Annotated in this window: 9 protein-coding genes; 5 read left to right on the forward strand and 4 right to left on the reverse strand. The window is 70.8% G+C overall.

The annotated features are described in order from the left end of the window. Nucleotides 1-55: 55 nt before the first annotated feature. Together pepN (ABD346_RS28240) and ABD346_RS28245 are read left to right on the forward strand one after the other, a co-directional pair. Nucleotides 56-2635 carry an aminopeptidase N gene (pepN, locus tag ABD346_RS28240; protein ID WP_344378702.1) on the forward strand — a complete coding sequence of 860 codons (2580 nt, stop codon included), beginning with the start codon at nt 56-58 and terminating at the stop codon, nt 2633-2635. A gap of 136 nt (nt 2636-2771) precedes the next feature. Next, nucleotides 2772-3806, forward strand: a complete 1035-nt coding sequence (locus tag ABD346_RS28245) for a hypothetical protein (protein ID WP_344378704.1) — start codon at nt 2772-2774, stop codon at nt 3804-3806. 78 nt (nt 3807-3884) lie between these two features. Here the strand turns inward: ABD346_RS28245 and ABD346_RS28250 are convergent, their stop codons facing one another. Beyond that, complete coding sequence (locus ABD346_RS28250) at nt 3885-4355, reverse strand: NUDIX hydrolase (protein WP_344378706.1); 471 nt, start codon at nt 4353-4355, stop codon at nt 3885-3887. Nucleotides 4356-4585: 230 nt separating this feature from the next. On the opposite strand from ABD346_RS28250, the gene ABD346_RS28255 reads away from it, so the two are divergent. Beyond that, the gene (locus ABD346_RS28255) at nt 4586-7912 is read left to right on the forward strand and encodes a S8 family serine peptidase (protein WP_344378707.1); all 3327 of its coding nucleotides are present in this window, start codon (nt 4586-4588) and stop codon (nt 7910-7912) included. A 70-nt stretch (nt 7913-7982) separates the two neighbouring features. Here ABD346_RS28255 and ABD346_RS28260 read toward each other — a convergent pair whose 3' ends face one another. Further along, on the reverse strand, nt 7983-9443 hold the full coding sequence (locus ABD346_RS28260) for a M28 family metallopeptidase (protein ID WP_344378708.1): 1461 nt from the start codon (nt 9441-9443) through the stop codon (nt 7983-7985). Between the two features lie 250 nt (nt 9444-9693). Between ABD346_RS28260 and ABD346_RS28265 the strand changes: the two genes are divergently transcribed. Beyond that, entirely contained in the window at nt 9694-10710 is a 1017-nt protein-coding gene (locus ABD346_RS28265; RefSeq protein ID WP_344379112.1) for an aspartate-semialdehyde dehydrogenase, read from the forward strand. Between the two features lie 98 nt (nt 10711-10808). On the opposite strand, the gene ABD346_RS28270 is transcribed toward ABD346_RS28265, so the two are convergent. Continuing rightward, entirely contained in the window at nt 10809-11306 is a 498-nt protein-coding gene (locus ABD346_RS28270; protein WP_344378709.1) for a DUF1203 domain-containing protein, read from the reverse strand. 131 nt (nt 11307-11437) lie between these two features. On the opposite strand from ABD346_RS28270, the gene pepN (ABD346_RS28275) reads away from it, so the two are divergent. After that, nucleotides 11438-14014 (forward strand): aminopeptidase N, encoded by a 2577-nt coding sequence (gene pepN / locus ABD346_RS28275; protein WP_344378710.1) that lies wholly within the window; start codon nt 11438-11440, stop codon nt 14012-14014. Between the two features lie 348 nt (nt 14015-14362). On the opposite strand, the gene alc is transcribed toward pepN (ABD346_RS28275), so the two are convergent. Continuing rightward, entirely contained in the window at nt 14363-15532 is a 1170-nt protein-coding gene (gene alc / locus ABD346_RS28280; RefSeq protein WP_344378711.1) for an allantoicase, read from the reverse strand. Nucleotides 15533-15597 lie beyond the last annotated feature (65 nt).

Raw genomic sequence — 15597 nt, forward strand, 5'->3', positions numbered from 1 at the left:
GCCGCGGCGGCATGGGAGGATCGAGGCCGTTCGAACGAGACACGAAGGAGTGCCCGTGCCCGGTGAGAATCTGTCCCGCGACGAGGCCCGCGAGCGGGCCGAGCTGCTGTCCGTCGAGGGCTACGACGTCTCCCTCGACCTGCGGTCCGCCGTCGGGGACGCCCCGGACGGGCCCCGCACGTTCCGGTCGCTGACCACGATCCGGTTCCGCTCGGCGCGCCCCGGCGCCTCGACGTTCGCCGATCTGATCGCCCCGTCGGTGACGTCGGTGACGCTTAACGGCCGCGCGCTCGACCCCGCCGAGGTCTTCGACGGCAGCCGGATCGCCCTGGACGGCCTCGCCGAGGACAACGTCCTGGTGGTCGACGCCCAGTGCGCGTACAGCAGGACCGGCGAGGGCATGCACCGCTTCGTCGACCCGGAGGACGGCGAGGTCTACCTCTACACGCAGTACGAGCCCGCCGACTCGCGCCGCGTCTTCGCCAACTTCGAGCAGCCCGACCTCAAGGCCCGCTTCGTCTTCGAGGCGCAGGCCCCCGAGGGCTGGACGGTGTGGTCGAACGGCGCGGGCGGCAAGGGGGCGGACAACGTGTGGCGGTTCGCCGCGACCGAGCCGATCTCGACGTACATCACCTGCGTGGTCGCGGGCCCGTACCACTACGTCACGGACTCCTACACGCGCACCTTCGACGACGGCCGCAAGCTGGAGATCCCGCTCGGCGCGATGTGCCGCAAGGGGCTCGCCCGGCACTTCGACGCCGACGACATCTTCCTGATCACCAAGCAGGGCCTGGACTTCTTCCACGAGAACTTCGACTTCCCGTACCCCTTCGGGAAGTACGACCAGGCGTTCGTACCGGAGTACAACCTGGGCGCGATGGAGAACCCGGGTCTGGTGACCTTCCGCGAGGAGTACATCTACCGCGGCAAGGTGACGCAGGCCGCCTACGAGCGCCGGGCCAACGTCATCCTGCACGAGATGGCACACATGTGGTTCGGCGACCTGGTCACCATGGTGTGGTGGGACGACCTGTGGCTGAAGGAGTCCTTCGCCGACTTCATGGGCTCGTTCTCGCTGGCCGAGGCGACGCGCTTCACCAACAGCTGGGTGACGTTCGCCAACAACCGCAAGGCGTGGGCCTACCGGGCCGACCAGCTGCCGTCCACGCACCCGATCACGGCCGACATCCGTGACCTGGAGGACGCCAAGCTCAACTTCGACGGCATCACGTACGCCAAGGGCGCGTCCGTGCTCAAGCAGTTGGTCGCGTACGTCGGCCGGGACGCCTTCCTCGAAGGAGCCCGGCGCTACTTCAAGCGGCACGCCTACGGCAACACCCGCCTGGGCGACCTGCTCTCGGTCCTCGAAGAGGTCTCCGGGCGCGACATGGCAACGTGGTCGCGCTCCTGGCTCCAGACCGCCGGGGTCAACTCGCTTACGCCGGTGGCCACTTACGACGCGGGAGGCCGCCTCACCGAGCTCGCCGTCGTCCAGGAGGCCGCGGAGACCCACCCGGAGCTGCGCCCGCACCGGGTCGCGGTGGGCCTGTACCGCAGCGAGGCGGGCGCCCTGGTGCGCTATGCCCGCGCCGAGGTCGACGTCGAGGGTCCGCGCACGGTCGTGGCCGAGCTCGCCGGGGCCGAGCGGCCCGACCTGATCCTGGTCAACGACGACGACCTGACCTACTGCAAGATCCGCTTCGACGAGGGCTCGCTCGCCACCCTGCGCGCCCACCTCGGCGACATCGACGACCCCCTGGCCCGCGCCCTGTGCTGGTCGGCGCTGTGGAACCTGACGCGGGACGCGCTCATGCCCGCCCGCGACTTCGTGGCGCTCGTCCTCGCGCACGCGGGCCGCGAGTCGGACATCGGCGTGCTCCAGATGCTGCACTCCCAGGCCCAGTCGGCGGTCGTCCACTACGCGGCGCCGGGCCGGCGCGAGGAGGGCGGCCGGCTGCTCGCCGAGGGCGCCCTGCACGAGCTGCGGCTCGCCGAGCCGGGCAGCCAGCACCAGCTGACCTGGGCCCGCTTCTTCGCGGCGACAGCCACCACCGGAGCCGACTTCCAGCTCCTCGAGGGCCTGCTCGCGGGCTCGGCGAAGATCGACGGCCTCGACGTGGACCAGGAGCTGCGCTGGGCGCTGCTCGAACCGCTGGCCGCGCACGGCGTGGTGGACGAGTCGGCGATCGACGCGGAACTGGCCCGCGACGACACCGCGTCCGGCAAGCGCCACCAGGTGCGCTGCCTGGCCGCGCGCCCCTCGGAGGCCGTCAAGGCGCAGGCCTGGGCACAGGTCGTCGAGTCGGACGCGCTGTCCAACGCCCTGGCGGAGGCCACGATCTCGGGCTTCAACCAGCCCTCGCAGCGCGCGCTGACCGCCCCGTACGCCCCGAAGTACTTCGAGGTGATCGAGCGGGTGTGGGCCGAGCGTTCGATCCAGATCGGCATGGACATCGTCAAGGGCCTGTTCCCGGGCCTCCAGGACGACGAGGCGACGCTGTCGGCCACGGACGAGTGGCTCACCGCGCACGAGGACGCGGCCCCGGCCCTGCGCCGCCTGGTCCTCGAAGCCCGCGACGACCTGGCCCGCACCCTGCGCGGCCAGGCCTGCGACGCGGCGGCGGCCGCACACTGACGCCGGTTCGGGGGCCCGTGAGCGGGCCCCCTGATCGGCACTCGAACGCCCGTACTTTAGGACGGGGTTGTCCGGATTTGTCGACGGGCATGTAACAGCGGTTAGGAGGCGGTTCGGCTGCGGAACACCCCGCAGCATGAACCACAACACCCCGCTCTCCCCCCGCCCCCTGAGCCACCTCACCGACGTGCAGCAGCGCGTCCTGTCCGCCAACCAGCTGCGCGCGCACGGGGTTTCGGCCGCACGGACCGCCGCCCAGTGCCTGCCCGGCGGACCGTGGCAGCAGATCCTTCCGGGCGTGTACGTGCTGCACCCGGGACCCGCCACCAGCGAGGAGCGGCTGCATGCCGCGCTGATGTACGCGGGATGGCCGGCCGCCGGGCGCGCCAGGGCCATCCCGGCGCAGGGCCAGGCCCGCACCGAGGCGCCGCAGGCGATCGTCACCGGGCTCGCGGCGCTAGCGCTGCACGGGTTCTCCTCGGCTCCCCCGCTGCTCTCGCTCGACCGGATCGACATCCTGGTGCCGCGCACCCGGCGGCTGCGCTCGACGGGCTGCGTCCAGCTGGTGCGGGCGCACGCGATGCCGTACGCGGAGATGATCACGGGGGTGCCGGTGGCACCGGTGCCGCGGGCGCTCGCGGACGCCGTCGCGGTCCTCGACGACGCCCAGGCCGTACGCCGCCTGCTCACCGAGGCGGTGCGCCGCGGCCACACCGAACCGGCCGCGATCGTGCGGGAGTTGACGCAGGCGCGGCTGCTGACCCGGGGCCATGTCGTGGACGCGGTGGACGCGCTGCTCGCCGAGGGGCGCTCGATCGCCGAGGAGCGGCTGTACACGATGGTGCGCGGATTCGGCCTGCCGGACCCGCTGTGGAACGTGGACCTGCGCCTGCCGGGCGGCCCGCACCTGGGCGGCCTGGACGCGTACTGGCCCGAGCAGGCGGTGGCGGTGGAACTCGACACCCGGGCGCCGCGCCAGGACGACGACGCGATGTGGTCGGAATACACGCGCAAGCGCGAGGCGCTCGAACGGCTCGGGATCACCGTCGTGCACATCACGCCGAAGAAGCTCCGCGAGTCCCTCGAACAGCAGGCGGCCGTGGTGCGGACCGCGCTGATGGCGTCCACCGACCGGGAGCCCGCCGCCTACGTGGTGGTGCTCCCCCGCTGAACCCGGCGCGGGCGGCGGGCCTTCGGAGGGGAACGGCCCACCGCCCGCGATCGGAAACGCCGACCATGAAAGACAAGCTCAGCCCACGGGCAGGGACGCCTTGCCCGTGGGCGGCCGTGTGCGCCACAACTCCACGCCCACGTCGACGAGTTCGACCCGGTCCAGGCCGGCCACCCCGGTCAGCGGGTGCCAGGCGGCCAGGTCGGTGGAGCCGTTGGTCTCGTGGCGCAGCTCGCCGCCGGTGATGCGGGCCTCGTACACGATGCGCAAGCCCTGGAAGTCGGCGAACCGGCCGAGTTTTCGGGGGTAGCGCCGGTTGACCGAGTCGATGCCGAGCAGCCGGACGGGTTCGACGGCGTACCCGGTCTCCTCGTCGACCTCGCGCACCACGGTGTCGAGGGGGTCCTCGCCGTGGTCCATGCCGCCGCCCGGCAGCGTCCACCGCTTGGTGCCGTCCCCGGCCACCCAGCGGGCGAGCAGGATCTCCTGGACGCCACCGGTTTCCCGTACGCATACGGCGTAGGCCGCCACCCGCAACTCCGTGTTCATTCAGTGAGGTTACGGGTCGGCGTGTGCGGGGCGCCGCTGTCCGCCACCACGACCGGACCGGTTCGGCCTGGCGGGCCCCGGACGATGGCGGAAAAGCGCCATGTTCACATCACGTAACGGTCAACTCTCCACAAACAACAGTCATATACGCAATGCTCAGCGGTCATCCGGCACCGAAAGTCGAACCGTTTCCTGCGGCCGGACCCTTACCCACCTCATAGGGATGCTGAATGACCACTGAATCCCCGCGCTCCATACCCGGGGCGAGACGCACGGCCCGAACAGCGGCGGCGGCCGGCCTGGTGGCCGCGCTCGTCGCGGCGGGCGCCGCGCCCGCCTTCGCCGCGACGGGCGGCGACGACCCGTGGACCGCGCCTCCGGTGAAGACCGCTCCGGCCAAGACCGCCGAGGACAAGCTCGGCAAGGCCGACGAGCAGCGGCTCGCCGAGGCGCAGGCCAAGGGCGAGAAGAGCGTCACCGTCATGGTGGCGACCGCCCCCGGCGCCACCTCCGCCGTCACCTCGCAGTTGCACGCGGTCGCGGGGGCGACCGTCGGCAAGCAGGACGACAAGCTCGGCTACGTCCGCGCGACGCTGCCGACGGCGCAGGCCGAGGCGGCCCTGAAGGCGGCCGCGAAGCTGCCCTCGGTGCACGGCATCGACCTCAAGCAGGACATCCAGCTGGACGACCCGACGCCCTCCGCGGACACCACCAAGTCCGCGAAGCAGCTGCGTACGTCGGGGAGTTACGCGGCGCCGGGCAAGGACACGCCCGCGAAGAACCCGTACAACCCGAACTTCGAGACGGGTGCGGTCGACTTCGTGAAGCAGCACCCCGAGGCGGACGGCCGCGGGGTCACCATCGGCATCCTGGACTCGGGCGTCGACCTCGGCCACCCGGCGCTCCAGAAGACCACCACCGGCGAGCGCAAGATCGTCGACTGGGTCACCGCGACCGACCCCGTGCAGGACAACGACGGCACCTGGCTGCGCGCCAACACCGCGGTCTCCGGGCCGGTGTTCACCGCGGGCGGCAAGACATGGACGGCCCCGGCGGGCTCGTACGACTTCTCCACCTTCGCCGAGAAGGTCACCAAGGGCGGCGACGCGGCCGGCGACCTGAACCGGGACGGCGACACCACCGACAGCTGGGGCGTGCTCTACGACCCGGTCGCCGGCACGGTCCGCGTCGACCTGAACAACAACAACGACTTCACCGACGATGCGCCGATGAAGCCGTACAAGGACGGCTACCAGGTCGGCTACTTCGGCACGGACAACCCGGCGACCGATGTCGCCGAGCGCGTCCCGTTCACCGTCGAGATCCGCAAGAACGTCGTCTACGACGCGGCCGGGCACACCTCGGACTACGTCAACATCGGCGTCATCGAGTCCGAGCACGGCACCCACGTCGCCGGCATCACCTCCGCGAACGGGCTGTTCGGCGGCAAGATGAGCGGTGCCGCGCCCGGCGCGAAGATCGTCTCCTCGCGCGCCTGCAACTGGGACGGCGGCTGCACCAACATCGCGCTGACCGAGGGCATGATCGACCTCGTCACCAACCGCCACGTCGACATCGTGAACATGTCGATCGGCGGTCTGCCGGCGCTCAACGACGGCAACAACGCGCGCGCCGAGCTCTACAAGCGCCTCATCGACAGCTACGGCGTCCAGCTGGTCATCTCGGCCGGCAACGACGGCCCGGGCGTCAACACCATCGGCGACCCCGGCCTCGCCGACCACGTCATATCCGTCGGCGCGAGCATCTCCAAGGAGACCTGGGCCGCCAACTACGGCTCCGGCGTCTCCACGGACTACCAGATGATGCCGTTCTCCTCGCGCGGCCCGCGTGAGGACGGCGGCTTCACGCCGACCCTGAGCGCTCCGGGCGCGGCCATCAACTCCACCCAGACCTGGCTGCCCGGCAGCCCGGTCAAGGAGGCGGGCTACAGCCTCCCCGCCGGCTACTCGATGCTCCAGGGCACCTCGATGGCCTCCCCGCAGGCCGCCGGCGCCTCGGCGCTGCTGATCTCGGCCGCCAAGCAGCAGGGCATCGACCTGCCGCCGGCCGACCTGCGCACCGCGCTGACCTCGACGGCCAAGCACATCAAGGGAGTTCAGGCGTACTCCGAGGGTGCCGGCCTCATCAACATCGTGGGCGCCTGGGACGCGATCAAGCAGACCGCGAAGAAGCACGCCCCGGCCCACGAGTACACGGTGACCGCCCCGGTCTCCAGCGCGCTCGGCTTCGCCCTGAAGACCCCGAACGTCGGCACCGGCATCTACGACCGCGAGAGCGGCCTCAAGGCCGGGCAGAAGAAGACGTACGACGTCACGGTCACCCGCACCACCGGACCGGACAAGAACGTCCGGCACGAGCTGTCGCTCAAGAACGACGACGGCACCTTCAAGATCCTCGGCGACGACGAGGTGAGCCTGCCGCTCGGCAAGCCCGTCACCGTCAAGGTGCAGGCGCAGCCGAAGTCCGGCGGCGTGCACAGCGCGATCCTCCAGGTCGACGACCCCAAGACGGTCGGCGTGGACCAGCAGGTCATGGCCACCGTGATCGTCGCGACGCCGATCGCCGGCCCCGGCTACACCTTCACCGCGTCCTCGACGGTGCAGCGCAACTCCACCAAGTCGTACTTCGTGAACGTCCCGGCGGGCGCGAAGAACCTGGAAGTCCGCATGGGCGCGCTGCGCTCGGGCAGCCAGACCCGCTTCATCTCGATCCACCCCTACGGTGTCGCCCTCGACACGACGGGCACGCCGAACTGCTACCCGAACTACGACAACCCGGCCAACACCTGCCGCCCCGACCTGCGTTCGTACGCGAACCCGCAGGCCGGCGTGTGGGAGATCGAGGTCGAGGCGCGCCGTACGTCGCCGTACCTGGACAACTCCTACAAGCTGGACGTCTCGGTGCTCGGCGTCACCTTCGACCCGGCCACCCAGACGGTGCCCGAGGCGAAGGTCGGCACCCCGGCCCCCGTGCAGTGGAAGGTCACCAACGGCTTCGCCGCGCTCGACGGCAAGCTGAAGGGCGGCTCGCTGGGTTCGGCGAAGGTCGCGACCCCCACCATCAAGGCCGGTGAGACGCAGACCAGCACGGTCACCATCGGCGCGGGCGTCGAGCACCTGGACGTGTCGATCGGCGGCACCTCCGACAAGGGCGCCGACCTCGACCTGTACGTCCTGGACCAGAACGGCAAGACGGTCGCCCAGTCCACGACGAGCAGCGCGGACGAGTCGGTCAGCCTGGTCAAGCCGGCCGCGGGCACGTACACGATCCAGGTCGCCGGCTACGCGGTCCCGGCCGGTTCGACCACGTACGCCTACAAGGACGTCTTCTTCGCCCCCTCGCTCGGCACCGTCAAGGTCGACGAGAGCAAGAGCGTCAAGCTGGCGGGCGGCGCGTCCGCCCAGGTCACGGCGGATGTCGTCGCGGCCGGTGCGGCTCCCGAGGGGCGCCAGTTCTTCGGGACGGTCCAGCTGGTGAACGAGCGCGGCACCGCCGCGGGCACCGGCAGCGTGATCATCGGGAAGGTCACGCAGTAACGGCTCGTACGAACGCGGCGGGGCGGGCGCTCTTTCACGAGCACCCGCCCCGCTTGGCGTTGTCCGTCCCTCAGCCCTTGAGGGAGCTCAGGTCGTAGGCGTACGTGCCGACGGCCTGCGCGATGACGTCGATGTTGAGGTCGAAGTACCTCTTGTCGATGTTCTTCAGCGTGTCGCCCTTGGCGTGGTAGTTCGGGTCGAAGGCCTGGCCCGCCGTGCCGCCCCACTTCTTGGCCTGCTCGGGCGTCTTGATCTCCTCGGCTCCGGTGTAGGTGCCGCCGGCCGGGATGCCGACCTCGATGAAGGGGCCGTAGTCGGAGCGGCCGTCGAAGTCGTAGCCCTCGTGCTGGACGTGCCGCTTGTCGAGGTAGCTGTTGATCAGGGCCTCGATCTGCGCCGATCCGGCGGGCCCCGGGCCCGCGCCCTTCTTGTCGGAGTCGTCGCCGTCGTAGACGAGCTGGGCGGCGTTGGGCGAGGCGATCATGTCGAAGTTCAGGTACAGCTTGATCTGCTTCTTCTGCTGCTCGGTGAGGTTCTTGACGTAGTGCTCCGAGCCGAGCAGGCCGAGCTCCTCGCCGGACCACCAGGCGAACCGCACCTTGTTGGGGAGCTGCTTGGGGTGCTTGCGGGTCTGCTTGGTCTCCTTGGCTAGCTTGAGGGCCACTTCGAGCAGGCCCGCCGAGCCGGAGCCGTTGTCGTTGATGCCGGGGCCCACGGGGACCGAGTCGAGGTGGCTGCCGAGCGCGACCACGCTGTCCGGGTCGCCGGTGCGGGTCTCGGCGATCACGTTGCGGGTCTTCCTGGCGACGGCCTCGGTGGCCACGTCCAGGGTGACCTTGACCGGGCCCTTGGCGAGCTGCCCGGCGAGCGCCTCGCCGTCCGCGAGGGAGATCCCGGCGGCCGGGATGTGCGCGTTCCCCGGCTCCCCGACCGTGGCGTGCACCACGTCGGTCCCGGAGTGGTTGTAGACGATGACGCCGGCCGCGCCCGCCTTCGCTGCGACGGCCTCCTTCTCCTGGAAGGTGCAGCTGCCGCGCTTCACCAGCGCGATCCTGCCGGTGAAGGTGCCGGAGGCGTAGTCGTCGAGCGAGCAGCCCGGGGTGTCGTCGACGCGGGCCGCCTTCACCTCGGCGGTGAGCCCGCCGGCCGGGGTCGACTTGCTGAACTGGTAGGCGGCGACGGGCAGTTCACGCCCGCCCGCCGTCAGCTTCTGGCGCAGGGTCTTCGACTCGTAGAAGGTGAAGTCCTGGTACGAGACGTCGTACCCGGCCTGCTCGAGCTGTCCGTACACATAGGCCGCCGAGGCGTCGTGGCCGGGGGTGCCGGCCGCCCGGTTGCCGCCGTTGGCGTCGGCGATCTTCTGGAAGGCCTCCAGATGGCGGTAGGCGCTCTCCCCCGACGCCTCCTTGACCAGCTTCTTCGCGAGGTGCTGGCCGGGTCCCCCGCGGGCGACGGCGGGGGTCGCCAGGGACAGGATCACCGGGGCGGCGGCGAGGGCGGCTATCGCCCGGGTGCGGCGGGATACGGGCACGGGAAATCCTCCGGAATACGGTGCGGTGTCGCCGATGATCGACCGGCTTGTCAGGACCGTAGCCAGCAAAAACGGCTCCGTGGGGCAATTCGGGGCGGATGCAACACGGATGCCATGGACTTGTCACAAGTGGGCAGCCGTCCCACACAACGGACAATGGATTGGACAAGTCCGCCGGGCTCCGACGCATCATGGACGCGCCGGAGCCGTACAGGAGCACGTGAAGCACGTGAGCACCAAGGGAGTCACCGTGAGGGTCGGAATCGTCGGAGCCACCGGGCAGGTCGGGTCGGTCATGCGCAAGATCCTCGTCGAGCGGGCGTTCCCGGTCGACGAGCTGCGCCTCTTCGCCTCCGCACGCTCCGCGGGCACGGTCCTGGACGGCGTGACGGTCGAGGACGCGTCCACCGCCGACTACTCGGGCCTGGACATCGTGCTGTTCTCGGCGGGCGGCGCCACCTCGCGCGCCCTGGCCGAGAAGGTCGCGTCCCAGGGTCCCGTCGTGATCGACAACTCCTCCGCCTGGCGCGGCGACCCGGAGGTCCCGCTGGTGGTCTCCGAGGTCAACCCGGACGCGATCAAGAACCGCCCCAAGGGCATCATCGCCAACCCGAACTGCACCACGATGGCCGCGATGCCGGTCCTGCGTCCGCTGCACGACGAGGCCGGGCTCACCGCGATGGTCGCCACCACCTACCAGGCCGTCTCCGGCTCCGGCCTGGCGGGCGTCGCCGAGCTGCACACCCAGGCCTGCAAGGTCGCCGAGGCGGCCGACCAGCTGGCCTTCGACGGCGACGCGGTCGAGTTCCCCGAGCCCGGCGTCTACAAGCGCCCCATCGCCTTCAACGTGCTCCCCCTCGCGGGCAGCATCGTCGACGACGGCTCCTTCGAGACCGACGAGGAGCAGAAGCTCCGCAACGAGTCCCGCAAGATCCTGGGCATCCCGGAGCTCAAGGTCTCCGGCACCTGCGTCCGCGTGCCGGTCTTCTCCGGCCACTCGCTCCAGGTGAACGCCCGCTTCGAGCGCCCGATCAGCGTGGAGCGCGCGTACGAGCTCCTTGCGTCCGCGCCTGGCGTGGAGCTGTCCGAGATCCCGACGCCGCTGCAGGCCGCGGGCAAGGACGCGTCGTACGTGGGCCGCATCCGCAACGACGAGACCGTGGAGAACGGTCTCGCGCTCTTCCTCTCCAACGACAACCTCCGCAAGGGCGCGGCCCTCAACGCGGTCCAGATCGCGGAGCTGGTGGCGGCCGAGCTCAAGGGCTGAGCACCCTGCCGGTGCGTCGAATTCGGCTGCGGACCGGTGGGGGCTGGTCGCGCAGTTCCCCGCGCCCCTGAAAAGCAGCGGCGCGGGCCACGGCTCGCCTAAGGGCGCCGCACCTCGAACTGGAAGCAGCCGTATTCGACGGCACGTACGTGCACCAGGGCGGCCTCAGGGTCGGCGAAGGCCTCGTCGAGGGCCGCGTCGAAGCCCTCCGCCGCGGCCTGCGGGAACTCAAGGAGCTGCCCTCCGAGAATGTGCCCGGCGCGGCTGTAGCGCCGCAGGACCCGCAGCGCCCCCGGGTGCGTGAAGGGGTAGGGGTCGGCGCCCGCCACCCCCTCGCATTCCTCGGCGTGGATGAAGACGGGCCCCTGCTCGTCGTACGCCCCCGGCGCGGCCGAGGTCTCGGCGGCCCAGCGGCGGAGCGGGGCGTACGAGACGAGGGCCACCCGCTCGCCCGGGCGGATGCGGCGCAGGCAGCAGCGCAGCGGGTCGCCGCCCTCGTGATCGATGAACGGGACACAAGCGCGGCCGGCGTCGTCGGTGTCGCGGAGCTCCTTGAGGACGGCGGGCTCGATGGGACGTGCTGTGTAGATCGTCATGGCCCCAGCGTGGCCCCGCGGGGCCCTGTTCACCGGCGGAAAACGGACATCGCGCTGCGCACGCCCTGCGTGCAAGGATGGCCGGAACGTCACGATCTGATGGAACTGAAGCATCTGAAGGAGATGACCGGGTGCCTGGCACGAATCTGACCCGTGAAGAGGCGCAGCGGCGGGCGGCCCTGCTCACCGTTGACTCGTACGAGATCGAGCTCGACCTGAGCGGCGCGCAGGAGGGCGGGACCTACCGGTCCGTCGCCACCGTGCGCTTCGATTCGGCCGAGGCCGGGGCGGAGACCTTCATCGACCTGGTCGCGCCGACCGTGCACGAGGTCGTCCTGAACGGGACCGCGCTGGACGCGGCCGCCGTGTTCCATGACAGCCGGATCGCCCTGGCCGGGCTCGAAGCGGGCCCGAACGTGCTGCGGGTGGTTGCGGACTGCGCGTACACCAACTCCGGCGAGGGCCTGCACCGCTTCGTGGACCCGGTGGACCAGCAGGCCTATCTGTACACGCAGTTCGAGGTTCCGGACGCGCGCCGCGTGTTCGCCTCGTTCGAGCAGCCGGACCTGAAGGCGACCTTCCAGTTCACCGTGAAGGCGCCGGCCGGCTGGACGGTGATCTCCAACTCGCCGACGCCGGAGCCCAAGGACGACGTCTGGACCTTCGAGCCGACGCCGCGCATCTCCACGTACATCACCGCGCTGATCGTGGGCCCGTACCACTCGGTGCACTCCTCGTACGAGGGCCCGGCCGGGCAGACCGTGCCGCTGGGCATCTACTGCCGCCCCTCGCTCGCCGAGTTCCTCGACGCGGACGAGATCTTCGCGGTGACCCGGCAGGGCTTCGACTGGTTCCAGGAGAAGTTCGACTACGCCTACCCGTTCGCCAAGTACGACCAGCTCTTCGTGCCGGAGTTCAACGCGGGCGCGATGGAGAACGCGGGCGCGGTGACCTTCCGCGACCAGTACGTGTTCCGCTCGAAGGTGACGGACGCGGCGTACGAGCGCCGGGCCGAGACCATCCTGCACGAGCTGGCCCACATGTGGTTCGGCGACCTCGTGACGATGGAGTGGTGGAACGACCTGTGGCTGAACGAGTCGTTCGCCACCTACACCTCGGTCGCCTGCCAGGCCTACGCGCCGGGCTCGAAGTGGCCGAACGCGTGGACCACGTTCGCGAACTCCGAGAAGACCTGGGCCTACCGCCAGGACCAGCTGCCGTCCACGCACCCGATCATGGCCGAGATCAGCGACCTGGAAGACGTCCTGGTCAACTTCGACGGCATCACGTACGCGAAGGGCGCCTCGGTCCTGAAGCAGCTCGTCGCCTATGTCGGCATGGACGAGTTCTTCCAGGGCGTGCAGGCGTACTTCAAGGCGCACGCGTTCGGCAACACGCGCCTTCCGGACCTGCTCGGCGCGCTGGAGAAGACGAGCGGCCGCGACCTGAAGACCTGGTCGAAGGCGTGGCTGGAGACGGCGGGCATCAACGTGCTGCGCCCCGAGATCGCCGTGGACGCCTCCGGGAACATCACCTCCCTCTCCGTCCTGCAGGAGGCCCCGGCGCTGCCGTCCGGCGCGAAGGGTGAGCCGACGCTGCGGCCGCACCGCATCGCGATCGGCTTCTACGACCTGGACGGTTCGGGCAAGCTGGTCCGTACGAACCGGTTCGAGCTGGACATCGAGGCGGCCGCCCGCACCGAGGTCGAGCTGCCCGCGGGCACGCCCCGCCCGGCGGTCGTCCTCCTCAACGACGACGACCTGTCGTACGCGAAGGTCCGCCTCGACGAGGAGTCCCTGCGGTTCGTCACCGAGCACCTCGGGGACTTCGCCGAGTCGCTGCCGCGCGCGCTGTGCTGGGCCTCGGCCTGGGACATGACCCGCGACGGCGAACTCGCGGCGCGCGACTACCTGGCGCTCGTCCTGTCGGGCATCGCCAAGGAGTCCGACATCGGTGTGGTGCAGTCCCTGCACCGCCAGGTGAAGCTGGCCATCGACCTGTACGCGGCGCCCGAGTGGCGCGACGCGGGCCTGACCCAGTGGACCGACGCGACGCTGGCGCACCTGCGCACCGCCGAGCCGGCCGGCGACCACCAGCTGGCCTGGGCCCGCGCCTTCGCGGCGACGGCCCGCACGCCGCAGCAACTCGACCTGCTCCAGGGCCTGTTGACGGGTACGGAGACCATCGAGGGCCTCGCGGTGGACACCGAACTGCGCTGGGCGTTCGTGGAGCGGCTCGCGGCGACGGGCGTCTTCGACGAGCCGGACATCGCGGCGGAGCTGGAGCGCGACAGGACGGCCGCGGGCGAGCGCCACGCGGCGACAGGACGGGCCGCGCGTCCGACGCCGGAGGCGAAGGCGGAGGCGTGGGCGTCGGTGGTGGAGGGCGACACGCTCCCGAACGCGGTCCAGGAAGCGGTGATCGGCGGCTTCGTCCAGACCGACCAGCGCGAGTTGCTGGCCCCGTACTCGGCGAAGTTCTTCGACGCGGTCAAGGGCGTATGGGAGTCCCGCTCGCACGAGATCGCCCAGCAGATCGCGGTGGGCCTGTACCCGTCCCTCCTGGTCTCCCAGGAGACCCTGGACGCGACGGACGCCTGGCTCGCCTCGGCCCAGCCGAACGCGGCCCTGCGCCGCCTCGTCTCGGAGTCCCGCTCGGGCATCGAGCGGGCGCTGCGGGCCCGGACGGCCGACGCGGAATCCGCGTAGCGGGGTGAGGGGTGGGGACGCCTTCCTGCGGGGCTGCCCCCACCCCGCCCCTTCCCGACTGTGACACTCTGCGGCTCCGGCGCATGGCTCCGGCGGTGAGGGCGGGCAAGATCCCCTTCCCGGGGCTCCGCTCCGGACTCCCGCTCCTCAAACGCCGGAGAGGCTGATTTTGCGCGCCACCCCGCCAGAGGCAGCTCGTCGCACCCCCATCACGGGTGGGCGGGTGGGAAAACGCCCCGGAGGGATCGGGGTCCGGAGGCTTGGGGGGAATGAAACCCGCCCGGCGGACGGGCGTCTGTGCGCAACCGTGCCGCCGGGCGGAGGTAGGGAGGGAGGAGGGGCCGGGGGTCAGCCCGTCAGTTCTGTGTAGCGGTGGCGGAGTTCCGCCGCGCCCGCCGCCGTCAGCGCCCCGTGCAGGCGCATCCGGGCCACCCCGCCGTCCGGGAACGCGTCCAGGCGGACATGTGTCGCCACCGCCTGCGCCGGCAGGCGGAACCGGTGCAGCGTGTCGGGCTGCAGACGCGTACGCGGGATGATCTCGAACCACTCGCCCGTCTCACCGTTGCGCCCGCTCAGCGCGACCCACCCCGCCGAGTTCCCCTTCAGGTACGCCGTGTCGATCTCGACCGCCCTGATCGCCCCCTGTGCGACCAGCCGGAAGCGCACCCAGTCGTTGGTGTCGCGGACGCGGCGACGGCGGTTCTCCCAGCCGTCGTCCATCTTCCGCGACGTCCCCGGCAGGATGATCTGCGTCGGCGAGGAGTAGAACCTGTCGGACGCGTCCTCGTACGAACCGCCGTTGACGACCGCCACGAGGTCGATCGTGCCCAGCGTGTCCAGCCACTCCGGGTCCGGTACGACCTCGCCGTGCACGCGCAGGCGGGCCACGCCGCCGTCGGGGTGCTGGCAGAGCCGGACGTGGGTGTAACGGCGGCCCGTAGTGATGTCAAAACCGTTTTCGGCGTGGCCGCGCACCGGCGTCGGCGGGACGAGCTCGTCCCACTTCACGTCGTCGGCGAGCAACTGCTCGGGGCCGGGCGAGCCCTCGACCGCCGTCGCCTGTACGGAGATCCGCTGCGGGTAGTTGCCGCGGAAGTGCGCCGTGTCGACGACGATCCCCCTGATCACACCGGGCGCGCCGAGCCGGACGAGCGCCCAGTCGTGGTCCTCGGGGGCGGGGAAGACGTGGTCGGCGTCCGCACCGCGACGGCGGCGGGTCTCCCAGCCGTCCATGATCTTGCCCTTGTGCCCGAAGTGCTCCGGGTCGAACACGGCCCGCTCGCGGACGAGCAGGTTCTCGCGCTCGGCGAAGAACTCGTCGTTGGCGGCGATGACTCCGGCGCCGAGCCGGCGGTCCGCGAGGTCGACGAGCTCGGTGAACGCGAAGTCGCCCGAGCGGTAGTCGGCGTACGGGTCGCCTCCTCCGTAGGGGGCGGCGTCGTTGGCGTGCGGGTCCGCTGCGGATGCGTGGTCGGCGATGTTCTCGGGGGCGTCGGTGGCGTCGGTGGCGGAAGTCATGACCCGACTCTCGCCCGCCCCCACACTCCACGTCCATCGAAAGTTTCCGCACAGTCTGTTCAGTA

This window comes from Streptomyces mauvecolor, assembly GCF_039532965.1.
GTDB lineage: Bacteria > Actinomycetota > Actinomycetes > Streptomycetales > Streptomycetaceae > Streptomyces > Streptomyces violascens.

Excerpts from the sequence above, each read along its gene's own strand:
- ABD346_RS28245 (WP_344378704.1), top strand. The coding sequence starts at position 2,772 with ATGAACCACAACACCCCGCTCTCCCCCCGCCCCCTGAGCCACCTCACC.
- ABD346_RS28250 (WP_344378706.1), bottom strand. The coding sequence starts at position 4,355 with ATGAACACGGAGTTGCGGGTGGCGGCCTACGCCGTATGCGTACGGGAA.
- ABD346_RS28255 (WP_344378707.1), top strand. The coding sequence starts at position 4,586 with ATGACCACTGAATCCCCGCGCTCCATACCCGGGGCGAGACGCACGGCC.
- ABD346_RS28270 (WP_344378709.1), bottom strand. The coding sequence starts at position 11,306 with ATGACGATCTACACAGCACGTCCCATCGAGCCCGCCGTCCTCAAGGAG.
- alc (WP_344378711.1), bottom strand. The coding sequence starts at position 15,532 with ATGACTTCCGCCACCGACGCCACCGACGCCCCCGAGAACATCGCCGAC.